This is a genomic window from Metapseudomonas otitidis (assembly GCF_900111835.1).
GTDB classification, from domain to species: Bacteria; Pseudomonadota; Gammaproteobacteria; order Pseudomonadales; family Pseudomonadaceae; genus Metapseudomonas; species Metapseudomonas otitidis.
The window spans coordinates 78718-96798 of the sequence record NZ_FOJP01000018.1; the positions used below are offsets into that span (position 1 = coordinate 78718).

22 protein-coding genes and 1 tRNA gene are annotated in these 18081 nt (G+C 62.1%); 7 read left to right on the plus strand and 16 right to left on the minus strand.

Translation table 11 applies throughout. The features are described from left to right. The first annotated feature begins 29 nt into the window (after nucleotides 1-29). From lolA to cysG, 5 genes are all read left to right on the plus strand, one after another. Nucleotides 30-656 (plus strand): outer membrane lipoprotein periplasmic chaperone LolA, encoded by a 627-nt coding sequence (gene lolA, locus BM198_RS22530; RefSeq protein WP_074972582.1) that lies wholly within the window; start codon nucleotides 30-32, stop codon nucleotides 654-656. 18 nt (nucleotides 657-674) lie between these two features. Next, the gene (locus BM198_RS22535; protein WP_044406337.1) at nucleotides 675-1997 is read left to right on the plus strand and encodes a replication-associated recombination protein A; all 1323 of its coding nucleotides are present in this window, start codon (nucleotides 675-677) and stop codon (nucleotides 1995-1997) included. Further along, entirely contained in the window at nucleotides 1994-2374 is a 381-nt protein-coding gene (gene crcB / locus BM198_RS22540) for a fluoride efflux transporter CrcB (RefSeq protein WP_074972584.1), read from the plus strand. The genes BM198_RS22535 and crcB overlap by 4 nt, the downstream gene beginning before the upstream one ends. Nucleotides 2375-2390: 16 nt before the next feature. Beyond that, nucleotides 2391-3671, plus strand: coding sequence for a serine--tRNA ligase (gene serS, locus BM198_RS22545; RefSeq protein WP_044406343.1), 1281 nt, complete (start codon nucleotides 2391-2393; stop codon nucleotides 3669-3671). 98 nt (nucleotides 3672-3769) lie between these two features. Further along, nucleotides 3770-5161, plus strand: a complete 1392-nt coding sequence (gene cysG, locus BM198_RS22550; RefSeq protein WP_074972586.1) for a siroheme synthase CysG — start codon at nucleotides 3770-3772, stop codon at nucleotides 5159-5161. Here the strand turns inward: cysG and BM198_RS22555 are convergent. From BM198_RS22555 to BM198_RS22585, 7 genes are all read right to left on the minus strand, one after another. Beyond that, the gene (locus BM198_RS22555) at nucleotides 5149-6150 is read right to left on the minus strand and encodes a glutathione S-transferase family protein (RefSeq protein WP_074972588.1); all 1002 of its coding nucleotides are present in this window, start codon (nucleotides 6148-6150) and stop codon (nucleotides 5149-5151) included. The two genes, cysG and BM198_RS22555, sit on opposite strands and share 13 nt — an antisense overlap. Nucleotides 6151-6224: 74 nt before the next feature. Continuing rightward, on the minus strand, nucleotides 6225-7220 hold the full coding sequence (locus BM198_RS22560) for a glycosyl transferase family protein (protein WP_074972590.1): 996 nt from the start codon (nucleotides 7218-7220) through the stop codon (nucleotides 6225-6227). Continuing rightward, nucleotides 7217-7552, minus strand: coding sequence for a TusE/DsrC/DsvC family sulfur relay protein (locus BM198_RS22565; RefSeq protein WP_069561068.1), 336 nt, complete (start codon nucleotides 7550-7552; stop codon nucleotides 7217-7219). Before BM198_RS22565 ends, BM198_RS22560 begins: the two co-directional genes overlap by 4 nt. After that, nucleotides 7549-7851, minus strand: a complete 303-nt coding sequence (gene tusB / locus BM198_RS22570) for a sulfurtransferase complex subunit TusB (RefSeq protein WP_074972592.1) — start codon at nucleotides 7849-7851, stop codon at nucleotides 7549-7551. Before tusB ends, BM198_RS22565 begins: the two co-directional genes overlap by 4 nt. Continuing rightward, nucleotides 7851-8210 (minus strand): sulfurtransferase complex subunit TusC, encoded by a 360-nt coding sequence (gene tusC, locus BM198_RS22575; RefSeq protein ID WP_074972594.1) that lies wholly within the window; start codon nucleotides 8208-8210, stop codon nucleotides 7851-7853. The genes tusB and tusC overlap by 1 nt, the downstream gene beginning before the upstream one ends. After that, on the minus strand, nucleotides 8210-8602 hold the full coding sequence (gene tusD, locus BM198_RS22580; RefSeq protein ID WP_074972596.1) for a sulfurtransferase complex subunit TusD: 393 nt from the start codon (nucleotides 8600-8602) through the stop codon (nucleotides 8210-8212). Before tusD ends, tusC begins: the two co-directional genes overlap by 1 nt. Nucleotides 8603-8705: 103 nt before the next feature. Further along, entirely contained in the window at nucleotides 8706-9374 is a 669-nt protein-coding gene (locus tag BM198_RS22585) for a Bax inhibitor-1/YccA family protein (protein WP_044406370.1), read from the minus strand. Between the two features lie 131 nt (nucleotides 9375-9505). Between BM198_RS22585 and BM198_RS22590 the strand changes: the two genes are divergently transcribed. Beyond that, a tRNA-Ser gene (locus BM198_RS22590) sits at nucleotides 9506-9593 on the plus strand. Between the two features lie 121 nt (nucleotides 9594-9714). Here the strand turns inward: BM198_RS22590 and BM198_RS22595 are convergent. The 9 genes from BM198_RS22595 to BM198_RS22625 form a co-directional block, all read right to left on the minus strand. Next, complete coding sequence (locus tag BM198_RS22595) at nucleotides 9715-10764, minus strand: tyrosine-type recombinase/integrase (protein ID WP_074972598.1); 1050 nt, start codon at nucleotides 10762-10764, stop codon at nucleotides 9715-9717. A 1-nt stretch (nucleotide 10765) separates the two neighbouring features. Then, nucleotides 10766-11008 (minus strand): DUF4224 domain-containing protein, encoded by a 243-nt coding sequence (locus tag BM198_RS22600; RefSeq protein ID WP_069561062.1) that lies wholly within the window; start codon nucleotides 11006-11008, stop codon nucleotides 10766-10768. 47 nt (nucleotides 11009-11055) lie between these two features. Further along, nucleotides 11056-11328, minus strand: a complete 273-nt coding sequence (locus tag BM198_RS22605; protein WP_139233689.1) for a hypothetical protein — start codon at nucleotides 11326-11328, stop codon at nucleotides 11056-11058. A 32-nt stretch (nucleotides 11329-11360) separates the two neighbouring features. Next, the gene (locus BM198_RS22610; RefSeq protein WP_074972603.1) at nucleotides 11361-11972 is read right to left on the minus strand and encodes an ASCH domain-containing protein; all 612 of its coding nucleotides are present in this window, start codon (nucleotides 11970-11972) and stop codon (nucleotides 11361-11363) included. Between the two features lie 110 nt (nucleotides 11973-12082). Beyond that, nucleotides 12083-12595: a hypothetical protein gene (locus BM198_RS29825; protein ID WP_139233690.1), complete on the minus strand. Its 513-nt coding sequence runs from the start codon at nucleotides 12593-12595 to the stop codon at nucleotides 12083-12085. 17 nt (nucleotides 12596-12612) lie between these two features. Continuing rightward, on the minus strand, nucleotides 12613-12942 hold the full coding sequence (locus tag BM198_RS22615; RefSeq protein WP_074972605.1) for an STAS-like domain-containing protein: 330 nt from the start codon (nucleotides 12940-12942) through the stop codon (nucleotides 12613-12615). Continuing rightward, a complete protein-coding gene (locus BM198_RS29830; RefSeq protein WP_139233691.1) occupies nucleotides 12939-14006 on the minus strand; it encodes a hypothetical protein in 1068 nt (355 codons plus the stop codon). The genes BM198_RS22615 and BM198_RS29830 overlap by 4 nt, the downstream gene beginning before the upstream one ends. A 412-nt stretch (nucleotides 14007-14418) precedes the next feature. Continuing rightward, nucleotides 14419-16335, minus strand: a complete 1917-nt coding sequence (locus BM198_RS22620; protein WP_074972607.1) for a DNA cytosine methyltransferase — start codon at nucleotides 16333-16335, stop codon at nucleotides 14419-14421. Then, the gene (locus BM198_RS22625; RefSeq protein WP_074972609.1) at nucleotides 16332-17174 is read right to left on the minus strand and encodes a hypothetical protein; all 843 of its coding nucleotides are present in this window, start codon (nucleotides 17172-17174) and stop codon (nucleotides 16332-16334) included. The genes BM198_RS22620 and BM198_RS22625 overlap by 4 nt, the downstream gene beginning before the upstream one ends. Before the next feature lie 109 nt (nucleotides 17175-17283). Between BM198_RS22625 and BM198_RS29835 the strand changes: the two genes are divergently transcribed. Continuing rightward, nucleotides 17284-17979: a hypothetical protein gene (locus tag BM198_RS29835; protein WP_139233692.1), complete on the plus strand. Its 696-nt coding sequence runs from the start codon at nucleotides 17284-17286 to the stop codon at nucleotides 17977-17979. The last annotated feature ends 102 nt before the right edge of the window (nucleotides 17980-18081 follow it).

Genomic DNA, 18081 nt, shown 5'->3' on the forward strand with positions numbered 1-18081 from the left:
CCCTGAACGGTTCACTCAAGAGGATTCCCATGCGCCTGATCCGCATGCTGCTCGTCGCTGCCCTCGGCTTTGTCGCCTCCCAGGTGCAGGCAGACGACCAGGTGGCCATTTCCCGCCTGACCGAAATGCTCAACAAGGCCCAGACCATCACCGGCCGTTTTTCCCAGCTGACCCTGGACGGCTCCGGCACCCAGCTCCAGGAAACCTCCGGCGAACTGGCGCTCAAGCGACCCGGACTGTTCCGCTGGCACACCGACGAGCCCATGGAGCAGCTGCTCGTCTCCAATGGCGAGAAGGTCTGGCTGTATGACCCGGACCTGCAGCAGGTCACCATCCAGACCCTGGACCAGCGCCTGACCCACACCCCGGCCCTGCTGCTGTCCGGCGATGTTTCGAAGATCAGCGAAAACTTCGAGATCACCCACAAGGAAGGCGGTGACGTGGTCGACTTCATCCTCAAGCCCAAGGCCAAGGACACCCTGTTCGACACCCTGCGCCTGTCCTTCCGCAATGGCGTGATCAACGACATGCAACTGATCGACAGCGTCGGCCAGCGCACCAACATCCTGTTCCTCGGGGTGAAGATGAACCAGAAACTCGATGCCGCGCAGTTCGACTTCAAGATCCCCGAAGGCGCCGACGTCATCCAGGAATAACGGAGCCCACCGCGTCCCATGGACCTGTTCCGCAGCGAACCCCTCGCCCAGCCACTGGCCGCGCGTCTGCGCGCCACCACGCTGGACGAGTACGTCGGGCAGGAGCACCTCCTGGCGCCGGGCAAGCCCCTGCGGGAGGCCCTGGAGCAGGGCGCGCTTCACTCGATGATCTTCTGGGGGCCCCCTGGGGTGGGCAAGACCACCCTGGCCAAGCTCCTGGCCCAGGTCAGCGATGCGCATTTCGAGACCATCTCCGCCGTGCTCTCCGGCGTGAAGGAGATTCGCCAGTCCGTCGAGATGGCCCGCCAGCAGGCCGCCCAGTATGGTCGGCGCACCATCCTCTTCGTCGATGAAGTGCACCGCTTCAACAAGTCCCAGCAGGATGCGTTCCTCCCTTACGTGGAAGACGGCACGCTGATCTTCATCGGCGCCACCACCGAGAACCCCTCCTTCGAGCTGAACAATGCGCTGCTGTCCCGTGCTCGGGTCTACGTGCTCAAGAGCCTCGACGAGCCGGCGATGCGCCGTCTCGTCGGGCGGGCGCTCAATGAGGAGAAGGGGCTGGGCAAGCGCAAGCTGAGCCTCTCGGATGAAGCCTTTTCCATTCTCGTCGCAGCGGCGGATGGCGACGGTCGCCGGCTGCTCAACCTGCTGGAGAACGCTGCTGACCTCGCAGAAGATGGCAGCGAGATCGCCCCCGAATTGCTGCAGAACCTGCTGGGCGACAGCCGCCGACGGTTCGACAAGGGTGGCGAGGCCTTCTACGACCAGATTTCCGCCTTGCACAAGTCCGTGCGCGGCTCCAGTCCCGACGGCGCGCTCTATTGGTACGCGCGGATGATCGATGGCGGTTGCGATCCGCTCTACATCGCCCGTCGCGTGGTACGCATGGCCAGCGAAGACATTGGTAACGCCGACCCACGGGCGCTCAGCCTGTGCCTCGCCGCCTGGGATGTGCAGGAGCGCCTCGGCAGCCCCGAGGGCGAGCTGGCCGTGGCCCAGGCCATCGTCTACCTGGCCTGCGCGCCCAAGAGCAACGCGGTCTACACGGCTTTCAAGGCCGCCATGCGCGACGTGGCCGAGAACGGCTCCCGCGAGGTGCCGCTGCACCTGCGCAACGCGCCGACCAAGCTGATGAAGCAGCTCGGCTACGGGGACGAATACCGCTACGCCCACGACGAGCCCGATGCCTATGCCGCCGGGGAGGACTACTTCCCCGAAGACCTCGAGCCGCGTCGTTACTACGAGCCGGTGCCCCGAGGCCTGGAACTCAAGATCCGCGACAAGCTCGAGCACCTCGCCACGCTCGATGCCCGTAGCCCGAGGAAGAGACGCCCATGACGCCGCTGCCCTTGCTGCTCTCCGTCTCCCTGGGCGGTGTTGCCGGCACCCTGCTGCGCTTCGCCACGGCCAACTGGGTCTCGGCGCACTGGCCTCGGCACTTCTACCTCGGTACTCTTGCCGTCAATATCGTCGGCTGCCTGCTCATCGGCTTCCTTTATGGCCTGTTCCTGCAGCGGCCGGAGGTGCCGATCGAGCTTCGTGCAGGCTTGATCGTCGGATTTCTCGGCGGCCTGACGACGTTTTCTTCGTTTTCCCTCGACACGTTGCGCCTGCTGGAGAGCGGCCAGGTTCCCCTGGCCCTCGGCTATGCGGCAGTCAGCGTGCTGGGTGGTCTGCTTGCGACCTGGGCAGGCCTGACTTTGACCAAATTCTGATAGACGGGAACCTCACATGCTCGACTCCAAACTGGTACGCACCCAGACCCAGGACGTGGCCCAGCGCCTCGCCGCCCGTGGCTTCCAACTGGACGTGGCGCGCCTCGAATCCCTGGAAAACCAGCGCAAGGCCGTGCAGACCCGCACCGAGCAGTTGCAGGCCGAGCGCAATGCCCGCTCCAAGTCCATCGGCCAGGCCAAGCAGCGCGGTGAGGACATTGCACCGCTGCTGGCCGATGTGGACCGCATGGGCGGCGAGCTGGAAGAGGGCAAGCGTGAACTCGACCGCATCCAGGCCGAACTGGATGGCCTGCTGCTGACCATCCCCAACATCCCCCATGAGTCCGTTCCGGTGGGCGCGGATGAAGAGGGCAACGTCGAGGTTCGTCGCTGGGGCACCCCGCGCAGCTTCGATTTCGAGATCAAGGACCACGTCGCCCTGGGCGAGCAGCATGGCTGGCTGGACTTCGAAACCGCCGCCAAGCTCTCCGGTGCCCGCTTCGCCCTGCTGCGCGGCCCTATCGCCCGTCTGCACCGTGCCCTGGCTCAGTTCATGATCAACCTGCACACCGGCGATCATGGCTACGAAGAGGCCTACACCCCCTACCTGGTCCAGGCGCCCGCGCTGCAGGGTACCGGCCAGCTGCCGAAGTTCGAGGAAGACCTGTTCAAGATCAGCCGCGAGAACGAGGCCGACTTCTACCTCATCCCCACTGCCGAAGTGTCCCTGACCAACATCGTGGCGGGCGAGATTCTCGACGCCAAGCAACTGCCGCTGAAGTTCGTCGCCCACACCCCGTGCTTCCGCAGCGAGGCGGGTGCATCCGGCCGTGACACCCGCGGCATGATCCGCCAGCACCAGTTCGACAAGGTCGAGATGGTGCAGATCGTCGAGCCGTCCAAGTCCTTCGAAGCCCTGGAATCCATGACCGGCAACGCCGAGCGCGTGTTGCAACTGCTGGAGCTGCCGTACCGCGTGCTCGCCCTGTGCACCGGTGACATGGGCTTCTCCGCCACCAAGACCTACGACCTCGAAGTCTGGGTGCCGAGCCAGGACAAGTACCGCGAGATTTCCTCCTGCTCCAACTGCGGTGACTTCCAGGCCCGCCGCATGCAGGCGCGCTACCGCAACCCGGAAACCGGCAAGCCGGAGCTGGTCCACACCCTCAACGGCTCCGGCCTGGCCGTAGGCCGGACCCTGGTGGCCGTGCTGGAGAACTACCAGCAGGCGGACGGCAGCATTCGCGTGCCCGAGGTGCTCAAGCCCTATATGGGCGGCATCGACATCATCGGCTGATTGCCTGCGCCCGCACCGGCGTCTGCCAGCCTGTCCAGCCCGCGTCTCGGCCTCTGCCGACGCGGGCTGTTTCTTCCCGATTCACCCAGGGCTTTTCCATGGATTTCCTACCGCTGTTCCACAACCTCCAGGGTCGTCATGTGCTTGTCGTCGGGGGCGGAGAGATCGCCCTGCGCAAGGCGCGCCTGCTGACGGACGCCGGCGCCTGCCTGCGGGTTGTGGCGCCGGAGATCGACAGCCAGCTGGTGGCATTGGTCGAGCAGTCCCAGGGGTTGGTGCATCGCCGTGGGTATGCCTCGGGTGACCTGGAGGGCGCGGTGCTGGTCATTGCCGCCACCGATGACGAGCCGCTCAATGCGCAGATTTCCCGCGATGCCCAGGCGCGCGGCGTGCCGGTCAACGTGGTGGATGCGCCGGCCCTGTGCAGCGTGATCTTCCCCGCCATCGTCGACCGCTCGCCGTTGATCGTCGCGGTGTCCAGTGCGGGGGATGCGCCCGTCCTGGCCCGGCTGATCCGCGCCAAGATCGAGACCTGGATCCCATCCGCCTATGGCCAGTTGGCCGGCCTGGCCAAGCGCTTCCGCCAGCAGGTCAAGCAGCTGTTCCCCGACGTGCAGCAGCGCCGGGTGTTCTGGGAGGACGTCTTCCAGGGGCCTATCGCCGAACGCGTGCTGTCTGGGCAGCCCGCCGAAGCCGAGCGAATGCTCGCCGAGCGAGTCGCGGGTGGTGCGCCCAAGCCTCTGGGTGAGGTGTACCTGGTGGGGGCTGGCCCGGGTGACCCGGACCTGCTCACCTTCCGCGCCCTGCGGCTGATGCAGCAGGCGGATGTGGTGCTCTACGACCGCCTGGTGGCCGAGCCCATCATCGAGATGTGTCGGCGTGACGCCGAGCGGATCTACGTAGGCAAGCGCCGCGCGGACCATGCCGTCCCCCAGGAGCAGATCAATCGCCTGCTCATCGACCTGGCCAAGCAGGGCAAGCGGGTGCTGCGGTTGAAAGGTGGCGACCCGTTCATCTTCGGCCGGGGTGGCGAGGAGATCGGCGAACTGGCCGCCCATGGCATCCCCTTCCAGGTGGTGCCGGGCATCACCGCTGCCTCCGGTTGCGCCGCTTACGCCGGCATCCCGCTGACCCACCGCGACCATGCGCAGTCGGTGCGCTTCGTCACCGGGCACCTGAAGGACGGCAGCAGCGACCTGCCCTGGGCTGACCTGACTTCGCCCGGCCAGACGCTGGTGTTCTACATGGGCTTGGTGGGGCTGCCGATCATCTGCGAGCAGTTGGTGCGCCATGGCCGCTCAGCGGACACGCCGGCGGCGCTTGTGCAGCAAGGCACCACCCGCAACCAGCGGGTGTTCACCGGTACCCTGGGCAACCTGCCGCAATTGGTTGCCGAGCACGAAGTCCACGCGCCGACGCTGGTGATCGTCGGCGAGGTGGTCAAGCTGCGTGACCAGCTCGCCTGGTTCGAAGGCGCTCAGGCGGACTGAGCAATGCCGCGCCCCGGCAGGTGATCGCGAGCGTGGGCGCTCAGCAGGTCGAGTTCGGGCCCGAGGGGGATGATCCCGGTCGGGTTGATGGTCCGGTGGCTGGCGTAGTAGTGGCCCTTGATATGGGTGAAGTCCACTGTCTCCACAATCCCGGGCCATTGGTACAGCTCCCGCAACCAGCCTGAAAGATTGGGGTAGTCCGCCAGGCGCTTGAGGTTGCACTTGAAGTGCCCGTGGTAGACCGCATCGAAGCGGATCAGGGTGGTGAACAGTCGCCAATCGGCCTCGGAGAGGTGCTGGCCCGCCAGGTAGCGGGACTCACCCAGTCGCGCCTCCAGGGCATCCAGCTCCCCGAACAGCGTGGTCACCGCCTCTTCATAGGCTGTCTGGGTGGTGGCGAAGCCGGCCCGGTAGACACCGTTGTTCACCGCCGGGTAGATGCGTTCGTTCCAGGCGTCGATATCGGTCCGCAGCGGGGCAGGGTAGAGATCGAGCGTGTTGCCGGTCAGTTCATCGAAGGCGCTGTTGAACATCCGGATGATCTCGGATGACTCGTTGCTGACGATCCGCTGCTGCTGCGTGTCCCAGAGTACCGGCACGGTCACCCGGCCGCTGTAGGTCGGGTCTTCCCGGGTATAGAGCTGGTGCAGGAAATCCAGGCCATGGAGCGCGTCGCCGGTTGAGCCCTGTGCCCGGTCGAAGGTCCAGCCGTTTTCCCGCATCAGCCAGCTCACCACTGAAACACCGATCAGCGATTCCAGCCCTTTCAGGCGACGCACGATCAGGGTGCGGTGAGCCCAGGGGCACGCCAGGGATACGTAGAGGTGATAGCGCCCGGCCTCTGCCTTGAAGCCGTCGACACCACTCGGACCTGGCTCGCCGTCACGGGTGATCCAGTTGCGGCGCCGGGCGTCCTCGCGCTTGAAGCGCCCATCCCCGGACGTGTCGTACCAGGTGTCGTGCCATGTGCCGTCGACCAGCAATCCCATTGTCCTGACCTCGTTGAAATGCGAGGCGCCAGTCTAGAGGCGATGAGGCGGGCAGAGGGATGAAGAATCCGGGTTCAGGTTATCGACGGTATCGATGGATTGCGTTGCGCCCACAGCCGCTCGGCCTCGGCAAATGCCGCGTCCCGGTCGTGGCCCAGGCCGCGCAGGGCGAGCGCCATGGTGGCCGTGACAGCCAGCTGGCCGTAGCTGTCGTCCCGGCTTCCGTGCCATAGGCCCAGCAGTTGGTCGACGGCCAGGCGCTCAGGCTTTACATGGCGCAGTGCGGAAAGCGCCGGCCATTCCTCGTCCCATACCTCGCCATCGCGGGTACCGAACAGGGTGCAGGCGCTGTCAGGGTTGACCTCGATCTCGCCGCCTTCGCCCTTGATCACCACCGAGGTGTCGCCCAGCAGGCGGCTCGCCTCGCGATGCACGGCCTGGTAGCCCGGGTGGAAGATGCTCTGCAGGCCGCAGCGGGCCTGGAGCGGGTTCAGCACGCGTGCGAGTGAGTGGATGGGCGAGCGCAGCCCGAGCACGTTGCGCAGGTCGATCATCCGTTGCAGACGCGGCGCCCAGGCCCCCAGGGGAATGAAGGCGATGTTGTGACGGACCAGTGCGGCTTCGACAGCCGACCAGTCTGCGCAGTCGGGAATGCCCAGGCACTCCAGGCACTGTTCCGTATAGACCCGTCCCGCCGTGTGCAAGCCGCCACCATGCAGCAGGATGCGGTACCCACCCTGGGCCAGGGCCTTGGCCGCCAGCAGGAACCAGGGGTGATGGCGTTTCTTGCCCGCATAGCTGGGCCAATCCAGGTCGATTGGCAGGCGAGGGGCGTCATTGCGTGCGCGGAAGGCTTCGGTGAAACCCGCCAGCTCTTCGGCGCTTTCCTCCTTGTGCCGCAGCAGCATCAGGAAGGCGCCGAGCTGGGCCTCTTCCACTTCGCCGTCCAGCAGCATGCCCATGGCATCGCGAGCTTCTTCCCGGGTCAGGCCACGGGCGCCGCGTTTGCCTTTGCCGAGGATACGGACGAACTGGGCGAACGGGTGTTCAGTCGGGGCTGCGGGCGTCATAGGCAATTCGTCGGTCGGGGCAGGCCGGCGAGCTTGGCGGCAAGCTTGGCGGGAGCGCCCTTGAAGAGGTGATTGAGGTGCAGGCTGTTGCCCTTTTCCGGGCCCAGTTTCTGGGCGACGTACTTGATCAGCGGGCGATTGGCCGGTGACAGCTGGAACTCGTCGTAGAAGGCGCGCAACAGTTCGAGGATTTCCCAATGGGCTGGTGTCAGTACCAGTTCCTCCCTGCGGGCCAGCGCTTCGGCGACGGCCGGGCTCCAGTCGGAGAGGTTTTCCAGATAGCCGTCCTTGTCCAGTGCAAGGTTGCGGCCGTCATGCTCCAGGGTGTTCATAGCCAGCTGTTCACCTTGTCGTAGTCCAGGCACAGCGCCACGAAGCGCGGGTAGTCCAAGGTGGTGCAATGGCTGGGGAGGTCGGTCAGGGCGCGGGCCAAAATGTCCTCCTCCAGGGCGAACAGCGCCACCTGGGCAGGGAGCTGGTCCAGCTTCAGCCTGGGGGCGGAGCCTTGGCGCAGGGCCTGGACTGCCTCACCCGTCAGCAGCAGGGCATCGCTCGGTCCGAGCACGCGCAGGCAACTGGCAAAGCGGCTGTCACCGAACGGTGAGTGGGAAAGGATATGCAGCGTACTCATCAGAGGGTCACCACCAGGTCATGACGTGCGATGAGGGCGCGCAGCGCCTCGTCATCCAGTGGCTGGGCAGGCAGGGCCAGGTGCGAAGCATCCAGCCCGCGTTCCTGCAGGCTGTAGGTGCAGGCGAACAGATCCTCGATCCCGAACAGCGGCAAGGCCTGCAGATTGGCACTGAGGTCTTTCTGCTGAATATGGTGGGGAGCTTGGTCAGGCGTCAGCTGGTAGACACCGTCATCCATGAACAGCATGGCCAGCGGCAGATCGAAGGCACCACCGGCCAGCGCGATGTCCAGCGCCTCGCGGGCGCTGGGGCCAGAGCCTGGCGCGCGACGGCTGATGATGAGCATGGACTTGGCCATCAGTCCCCCCCGAAGCAGACCAGCCGGTCTGCCAGTTGAGCGGCTTCGTGCAACTGCCCGAGGCCGGAAAGTGTCCATCCACCCGCCAGGTTGGCCGCCTCTCGGCCGTACCGCGCCGCCTCCTCGGCATTCAGCACGCCCCGACGCAACGCAGCGGCGATGCACACCACGCCGTCCAGTTGATGAGCTGCGACCAGTGCCTGCCATTCCCGCGCCGTATCGGTTTCATCCTGCGGTGCGACGATGTTGGCCGAGGCGCTGTGCACGCCGTCCTGGTAGAGGAACAGCCGCACAACCTCATGGCCGGCCGCGAGCACGGCTTCGGTGAAGCGCAGCGCCCGGCGAGAGGCTGGCGAGTGGGGCGGGGAGAAGAGGGCGATGGCGAATTTCATGGAGCAGATCGTCTTGAATGCAGGGCGCCATGATAAGGCTTGGGCCGTCGTTTTGCAGGCAAGAAAAAGCCCGCCGAAGCGGGCTTTCCTTGAGGCTGCGGGATCAGTCGTCGCCGCTCATCACACCGAAGATCTGCAGCAGGCTGACGAACAGGTTGTAGATCGACACGTACAGGCTGATGGTCGCCATGATGTAGTTGCGCTCGCCGCCGTGGATGATCGCACTGGTCTGGAACAGGATGCAGACCGAGGAGAACACCACGAAGCCAGCGCTGATCGCCAGTTGCAGGCCGCTGATGTCGAAGAAGAAGCTGGCCAGCATGGCGCCGATCAGGACGAAGAACCCAGCGGTGATGAAGCCGCCCAGGAAGCTCATGTCCTTGCGGGTGGTCAGCACATAGGCCGACAGGCCGAAGAACACCAGCGCCGTCATGGCGAACGCCGAGGCTACTACTTCACCGCCGTTGGGCATGCCCAGATAGCGGTTGAGGATGGGGCCGAGGGTGTAGCCCATGAAGCCGGTCAGGGCGAAGGTGGACAGCAGGCCCCAGGCGGAATTGCGCAGTTTCACGGTCAGGAAGAACAGACCGTAGAAGCCCAGCAGCACCACGAAGATGCTCGGGTAGCCGACGCGCATCTGCTGCGCGACGTAGGCGACCAGGCCGCTGAAGGCCAGGGTCAGCGCCAGAAGGCCATAGGTGTTGCGCAGCACCCGGCTGACTTCGAGGTCGCCGGCCTGCGCCTGGCTGATTGCGTAATCGTGATCGCTCATTTGCATGACTCCTGCAAGTTTGTAAGGTCCGTGACCGCAGTCGGGCGAAATGATAACAGAGCGCACGAACGTCCCACGTGACAGAGTTTGACAGCGTGTTGCGTTCGGGTACTATTGCCGCCCGCAAATGCGGAAGTGTGGCCGAGTGGTTGAAGGCAGCGGTCTTGAAAACCGCCGATGGGAAACTATCCGTGAGTTCGAATCTCACCGCTTCCGCCATATTCAAAGCCCTGATTTATCAGGGCTTTTTCATTTTCTGGCACCGGCTGACGGTTGCCGGCAGGCTGTGAGAATCGGGGCGAGTCCCAGAATAAATGGGGTGCAGTCCCAAAACTCACAGCTATTTCGCCGGCTTGGCGATCGCTCCTCGCCTGACGTAGACGGTCTTCGTGATCTCCTCTTCAGTGTGTCCCAGGAGACGGCTGGCCTCCTTCAGGTCGTTGATTTCGGTCGCAGCCTTCGGCCTGATGTCCTTGAACTGGAATTCACGGATCAGCGCCCCCAGCTCCGGGTCACCGGCCTCGATCGCGGCCTTCTGAGCTGCCTCCCGTGCTGCCTCCCACCGGTCCCGCAGCATGCTCGGGCTGACGTGCCGCCCTCTGTCGCTGAGGATCAGGTACGGGCTGCCGAAGCCTTCATTGCGCGCCAGGATGCGGGCCACCAGCACGCCCAGACTTGTCAGCACCCCGTCGATCTTCATCAATACGCGCACCTTGTGGCCCGTCTTCCCTTGCTTGACCTCGAAGTAGTCGCCGTCGATGTCGGTTTTCCGCATCATGATGACGTCTGCCGGGCGCTGTCCGGTGAGATAGGCAAGGTCCATTGCGTCCCGAAGCTCGGGAACAGCCCTGGCATACACCGCATCCCACACCGTGTCCTTGGCGTAGTAGTCGCGAGGCTTCTCCCTGTTCTTACGCACCCCACGGCACGGGTTCTCCTTCGTCGTGAGCCCCCATTCCCGGGCGATGTTGAACACATGCGAAAGCGTCGCGATCTCCCTGTTGGCGCGGACTTTTGCTGACCGGCCGTCTCGGTACTGGGCGATCATCGCTGGGGTAAGCGCGTCGATCGGAGCCTCATCGAATACGATCCGGAGCTGCTTGATCTCCTTCTTGTTGTCCTCCTGGGTGCGGGGCGCCTTCTTCGGCACGATGTCCCGGAGGTAGCGATCGAAGATCGCGCCCATGATGCGTAGATCCTTGGGCTTCTCGGTGGCCTCGAACTCGGCCCACTTGATGCGGGCCATGTCCAGGTCGTTGCCGAGAAACACGTCTTTGCCGTCTGAGCCGCGGTAGTAGTAGGCGACCCAGACGTCTCCATTCTTCCGCTTGCGCCGCCGGACATAGAGGTTCGGCGGCAGCTTGCGGTTCTCTCTGTTGCGGGGGCGCATTTCAATTCATCCGTGTGAAGTCGGGAGTCCAGGCGGGAGTCGGCAGGGGCGGCGGCTGCAGTCCATTGACGACCTGGACCAGACCGAGCTTCATGCGCGCGTACTGGCGCCCCACCAGGGGGCGTCCGCCACGGCTCTCGACGAAATGCCAGTGGCGTTCTCGAAGCCAGCGGCGCTGCCAGCCGCGGGCCTTGTAGCCGGTAATCTCGGCCAACTCTTCGTCGGACAGGATTTCGCTTTCCATGGGAGGTCCTCCCCGCCGGCATGGCCGGCAGGCTGTGGTGATGGGGGTCAGTAGGTCTTGTTGCGGTAGGCCCGTAACCACTGGCCGATCATGCAGGTGGCATTGCTTCGCTCGGCGCTGAAGTCGCGCACGCGCCTGGTGCGCAGTTGCAGTCTCTCCCTCAGCTCCTGGTTCTCCTTGGCCAGGGCCGCGGCCTGGTCGCGCAGCAGCACCGCGTCATCCAGGCGGCACAGCTCGGTGCCCAGCGGCAGCAATCCGCCGGCGTCGAACTCGCTGGAGTCGACCACCTCTAGGAAAGGGCCGTCCTGGTCTTTCGTCACGAGGGCGAGCCGTCGCGGCAAGGGAAGGGCGGTCATGTCTCACTAGCCCCAGCCGGGCCCGGCTGCAGCCGTCGAAACTCGATCACCCACACGTAGTTGTTGGCGTCCCAGCTGTCAGTCCCGTGGATGCTCTCCCAGAGGCTGCGAAATGCTCCGATGGGGCTGGCGAACCATGGGCCGCCCTCGTAGCCCAGCCAGCCGGACCCGGCGCGCAGAATTCCCTCGGCAATCGCCTGGGCTTCGGTGATGTCCTGTAGTCGTTCCACTCGCACTGCGAGTACCTCCAGCACGATGCGAGAGGCCCAGCGCGGCATGAACATAGCCGGCCGGTACTTGCCTTTTCGCGGCTGACCGTCGGCAAGGTAGACGACGTACTGGTACACCAGGTCGCGTGGCGGCACCTTGTCCAGGCATGCATGCGTAGACCAGGCCTCGCGGACCCACAAGCGGTCGCCGGGCTGGCCGTAGGGGCAAAGGTCGTTAGCCTTACTGGCAACGAAGTCGGGGCTGAAGTCGATCAGCCATATTGCTGCCACGCCCTTCACGGGGCGGCGCGTTACCCACTTCAGATCGTTGAGGATGCCGAGAACCATCTGGGCCTTGAAAGGCATGGGGATGTCGCGGGGTTGCTGAACTTTGGGCATGGGGAAACCCTCCGGCGCGGTGCGCAGAGCAGAATTTGGGAGGAATGAAGAGAATCTTGCGGGTAGAAAAAACCCGGCCTTAGCCGGGTCTTGAATGCAATGGCAAACAGTTACTTACGCAATCCACGCAAGTCAACTATTGACCTATAGCGCTCTAAGATAAATGTTGAAATTACATCGTGTAACTGGAGTGTTGATTTGTTAAGAAGCAGAACTTTCTTCTGCCTGAGATGTGGATCAAGCTCTGAACTCCTTTCAGAATCAAGCGTAGCGAAACTCCTAATCTTGCCAATAAGTTCCACCGCTTCATTCTTGAAATTGTCTGCATTTGCGTCGAAGAAGACCCTGTTACTGCACTTTTCATGCAGCGCGGCAATTCGTATTTCAATCATGTTGCAACGGAAATTGATAAAGGCATGAAAGAGCTGGCATTTCATGACATGCTCTTCCGATTCGGAATCTGCATCGCGCCAGAATTTGTAATTCTCGTCTGAAATGTCCTGCAGAAGTTTATCAACAGCAGTCACGATGCCGTTCGCTTCTGATTGTCTAGCGAGAAGGCGCGAATTTAAATAGGTAAATGCCCACCCAGCCATTGCGAGCCAGAACGGTACTGACAACATATTCGTTCCCTGAATATTTATTGTTCTACTGGTTTGGCGTCCAGGATATATTTCTTGATTGTGTTAACGACACTTTCATATTTATATACAATTTCAATTCTATGTAAGACTTCCTCGGTGCTGAATCCTTCGTACATGATTAGTCCCGCAAATGCCTCGTCACCGAAGGATGATCCGCATCCCAGTGTTTTGTTTAAGTCGACTCTAACTTTGTCGTATTCCTTTAGATATTTAAGCAGAAGACTCTTTCTGAACGCTTCGCCGTTGAATTTTCCATCTTTGGAATTTCTACCATATGGCATGTCGGAGAATTCTTCTGCTACATCTAAGGTGTAAATGCTAGTCATGATGATGACCCGAGTTTTAAGTTCCACTGTATTAGCGTCCCCATCATCGGAGACGGCAGCAGCTCAAGCAGTTCTGGCTTGCCTGCCTTGAATTCGTAAGATCCAGACCCGCTATAGATCAGCATAGTTCCGTCGGGATTCGCTGCGACAAAATCTTTTGCTTCGGCTAGGCCCTTTCCTCTACCGCCTTTCTTGAATCTAGAGTTCCCGTATTCAACTGCAGCTCTGATAGCGAGTCCGTCATTTGCCCCAGACCAACCCAGTTTGGTAAGTAATTCAGCAATCAACTCACCATACCAAGGCTTTTTGGATAACGTTACCGGGATGCCCACTCCTGAGTCATAGACTGCAATAAAGAGCTGGGTGCCAATTTTCTCAACGGCGACCCACCAGTTTTTATCGTCGTCAGATGGCGGGTCGCTGTAAAATGCATCGTCATATGCATGCTGCCAAACGTTGCTGCAAGACTCAGTAATCGCTGCAAATGCTTTTACTCCCTCTTCGCCATTCATGCCGGACTCCAGGATAGAGTTCTGCACGTATTCGATAACTCGGCGCAATTGACTTGTATCCCCAGCCTCTTTGTCTTTGTAAGAGGTTGAGCAAATTTCAAGGTTGCCGCTTATTTTGAAATTACGCCTTGATCTAGATTCTTGGGTTAGGCTCCAGAATCCAAATCGATAAAAGATTGCCGAAATAAACTGAGTCTTACAGTCGATTGTTTTGACATGACTCTTGCCGTAGCGAATCTGAAGTCGTTCTACTACCGCGTAGAAGATAAGCATCGCCGCAGCTTTGACTTCCGATACTTGCGAAAGATCAATTACGACTTTTGATTTGGCTGCTGCCATTTTCAAAGTCCTAATGAAATCAAAGAAGGCTTTGTAGTCTTTGTGTGCAAAAAAAGAAATAATTGGAGGCGCAATAATTTTCTGTCTACCCAGAACCCTGACTGCATGGGCAGGCTTGTTTGGGTTGAATTTTCGAGATGAGCGGCTTGCCGCTAACGCCCTTTTGCTGGCGATACGATAATAGATATCGTCTTTTAAAGTCCTGCGCCTCATCGTATCCCTGAATCACTGCACGCAACGAAACTAAATTATGCCATCGAATACCACGCTGGGATATCGCTGGCGGCGCTCCCGGCTCTAGGGCGGCCGGTAGTGCTTTGGGGGCGCCTTAGTCGTTGGGGCAGTCCATGCAGTTCTGGTAGCGGGCGCGGTGCGGGAAATAGTGGATCGGACGGATCATGTCTCACTCCGAAAAGAGGTCCGGCCCCGGGCGTTTCGGCCCGGCGCAGCGGAAGGCCGTGGGTTGGGAAGAAGCTATGGCGCGCCGCCAGCCAGCCCTTGTAGGACCAGCCGGATCGCTTGACCCACGGGTAGCTGTCGTCGATGGCCTTGGCGATCGCCTGGGCGTCCAGTTCGTCTGCCAGGGCCTGCTGGTGCATGTGCTGCCAGGCTCTGTCGTACCAGCTCACAGCGACGAGTCCTGCGGCGCAACGCTCAGCCCCACGGCCACCGGCCGCACCCAGATCGGCATGCTGCTGAGCATGAACGTCTCGCCCAGCTCGGCCAGCAGCAGGGTGGTGCCCATGACATGGGCGATTGCCTCGGCTGCCGCCGGCGGTACGGCGTTGCCGATGCGCTCGCGCCAGTCGCTGTCGCTGAGCCCGTCCAGCTCCAACTGCTCTTCAGGGTCCACCAGGCTCTGCAGGGCGGCCAGTTCCAGCGTTGTGAAAGGGCGGTGCCAGGTGCCGTCGAGCGACTGGATGATGCAGGTCAGGCGCTCGTCCGCCGCCGGCATGCGCGGGTCGGCGACGCTCCAGCGGCCGTTGTCGCAGCGCGCGCTGGCGGAGACAGCGCCGGCCGACTGGTCGAAGCCAACCACACCGTAGTGGCCACCTGTGAGGTAGGCATCCCCCTTGGTGCGATGCAGCGCACGCGGGTCAGCAATTGACAGCGCGCCGCTGGCCACCTGCTGGGAGCCGGTGACGGTACCGGCGGTGCCAGTCCACGGCACCACGTTCAGCTTCCGGCTCGACGCGCCGGGGTGCCAGTTGTGGTACCGGGGGTCGGCCACTGCCTGACCGCCCGAGCTGGGGCCGTGTCCGCTGGTGACCGTGCCGGCGTGCTGGTCCATGCTGACGACGCGGAAAACGTTGTTGTGTCGCACCCCGGTCGGGCGTGGATCTGCGACAGCGAACGCACCCTGACCGGTTGTGCTGGCCGCGATGACGGTGCCGGCGTGGTCGTTCCACTCGGTGACCGGGTACTTCCCGAAGCTCTGGCCGCGCGGGTCGGCCACCGCGAACTTCCCTTGCCCTGGCGACTTCTGCCCGGTGATGGTGCCGGAGGTCTCGCGCCAGTCCAGAACGCCGTACTGCTGGCCGTAGTTCCAGCGGGCCGACGCCTCGTAGCGCGGATCTGCAACGGAAAACGCCCCATTGGTAGGGCTGCTGCGGCCGGCGATGGTGCCCATGCTGTCATCCCAGCCGTGCACGCCCATGTAGCCACTGCGGTAGGCCGGCACGATCACCAGGTCGCGCAGGTAGCCATCCTCGATCGCTAGCTCGTTGAGGCTGCGCCAGTCGCTGCCGGCGCGCACCAGGGCGAGGCGCACCCAGGTCTTCCACTGGAGCGACGGAACCCGGTGCATCGGCCCGGCGGCCTCGATGTCCCCCGCCAGGGGCATGCGGCCGAGGATGTCGCCCACGGCGCGTAGGCTCTTCTTCTCCGGCTCGTAGAGGAAGGGCGGGACCTTCTCGACGTGGCGTGCCACCAGCAGGAACCTTTTCCGGGACTGCGCCAGGCCGCCCAGCTCGCCGCAGTCGTGGGTGGTCTCGGCCACGGCATAGCCGAAGCCGCCCAGCAGGCTGTTGATCTGGTCCAGCAGGTGCCGGCCACGGGTGGCCAGGCGCGGGACGTTCTCGAACACGATCAGCGGCACTGGGTCATCCGCCCAGGCCTCGCCCATCAGCCAGATGCAGCGCAGGGTCAGCTCGTTGAGAGCCTGGTACTTCGGCGTCAGGCTCATCTTCTCCGACAGCAGCCCGCTGGCACCCTTGCAGGGGCTGGAGATGAACACCGCGTCAGGCCGGCGGCCACGCGCTGCGCGGCGGATGTCGTCAGGCGTCGCTTCACACCAGCCGGGCGGCGGCTCCTTCCCGTGGAACCGCACGTACTGGTCGCGGGTGAAGAGATCCATCAGAGTCCCCTGCACGCCAGCCAGGCGCTCGAAGTCGCGCAGGCCGGCGGGGTCAACGTCGATACCGCCCAGGCATTCCCAATTTGCCTGCAGGTTGCCCACGACGGGCTTGGCGCGGTTGAACCCTTTGGCGCCGCCGCCCAGGCCGCAGCAGAAGTGGAAGTGGTAGAGGGTGCGCTTGATCATGCTGCGGGTTCCTGTTCGTCAGCGTCTAGCGAGCAGCCGTCGTAGCAGCCGCCGCACTGGGGAGGGTTGGGGAAGTCCTGCTGGCGCAGGAAGAATGCGCCGGGGTCGTTGGCTTCTGCCTCCTCCACCAGCTCCAGGTATTCAGCCCAGTTGAGGCGCCTGCCGAGGCCGTTGACGGTGTCGGCATTGCCTGCGCGCTTGGCTGTGGCCTCGATGTTCAGCGCGCGGATCAGCAGTTCCGGCTCTTCAGCACGCAACTGCAGGATCTCGGGCTTGGTCATGGCAGGGCAGAAGAAGCAGCTGCTCTTGCCGGGCTGGGGGAGGCCGGCGGCGGCGATCGCGCGCACGCACTCTTCACGGCCCCATCCCCATTCGAGGAGCGGATATCGGTTGACCGTCTTCTCGTCCTCGAAGGGCTGGCCGCGATGCGGCTCGTCCATGTCGTAGCCGATCAGCTTCACCACTCGTAGGCCCGCCCCCCAGGCTTCTCTGGCCACCGGCCAGTTGTTCAACCACTTCTCCTGTGGCTCCTGCTTGAAGCGCAGCGAGCAGGTCTTGCGGCCGTAGGCGAGGGCGGGAAGTGCACCGCGGCGAAGGCAGTCTTCTTCCAGAGTCTCCTGCCGGCCGCCTTTCTTCGCGATGGTGATGGCTGGGTAGCCATGGGCCACCAGCCAAGCGGAGAACATGTCGCGGTAGGCGTAGGTGCTGGGGCGCTCGCCGCCGGTGTCAGCACAGAGGATGGCGTCCACCGGCTCACCGTGGCGCACCATCTCCACCAGGAGGGCGGTGCTGTTGGTTCCCATGCCGTAGGCGGCAACGATGGGGGCTCGCAAGGTCATGCGGCGGGTTCCTTATTTGAGGCACGGCAACGCCGCACCGTAGTGGCGCTTTGAAATGAAGTGGGGTAGGTTCGGTTCGCCCGGCCTGTTGCCGATTCAAGGAGTAGGAATGAGTCGATTACTTTCGATGATAGGTATTGTTATTAGTTTGCTGTACTTGGGATTTGCCTATTGGCTGATAGGAGATCGGCTGCCTCAGCTTCAAACAATGGAGTTAAATGCTCTTGGTGATTTTTTTGCCGGAATTTTTGGGCCGCTCGCAATTCTATGGTTGATTTTAGGATTTTTTCAGCAAGGTGTGGAATTGAAGCAGGGTACTAAGGCTCTTTTGTTGCAGGCAGAAGAACTGAGAAATTCAGTTGAACAGCAAGCGATCATGGCATCGGCAGCCACGCAGCAAATACAGGCGCAGATGCGTGCTGTAGAGATTCAGGAAGAAGCTCGGAAGAAAGCTATTTCGCCTTCTTTTTCGTTCGAGACTGGAAATCGATGGCAATCGACTGAAGGAATTATTAATACACAAACAGTTCTTGCTAATCGTGGGCATGTGGTTTGGGATGTCCGTTTAAAGCTAAGTCCAAGCATTGGAGGGGTAAGCGAGATTTCTAGGCCTAAGCTAGATAAGGATGAGGGTATTGTTATGGATTTCGTATATCAAAGGCCTGATGTGGATATATTTGGTGAGTGTGAGGTTTCTTATGTTCGAAGAGATTCTGAGGCTTGCAATGAAAGATTCATTTTTGTGATTCAAGCAACTAACCAATCTGTTTTTTTCGAGAGGCCAGCCCCTACAGCTAACATCTAGCTGATAGGGCTGTCCCAAGCTCTATCTCGCTGTTTTTTTCACCTGACCGATATTGAATAGATGCTCACCTCCGATCCGGTAGGGTTGCTGTTGTTCTTTTTT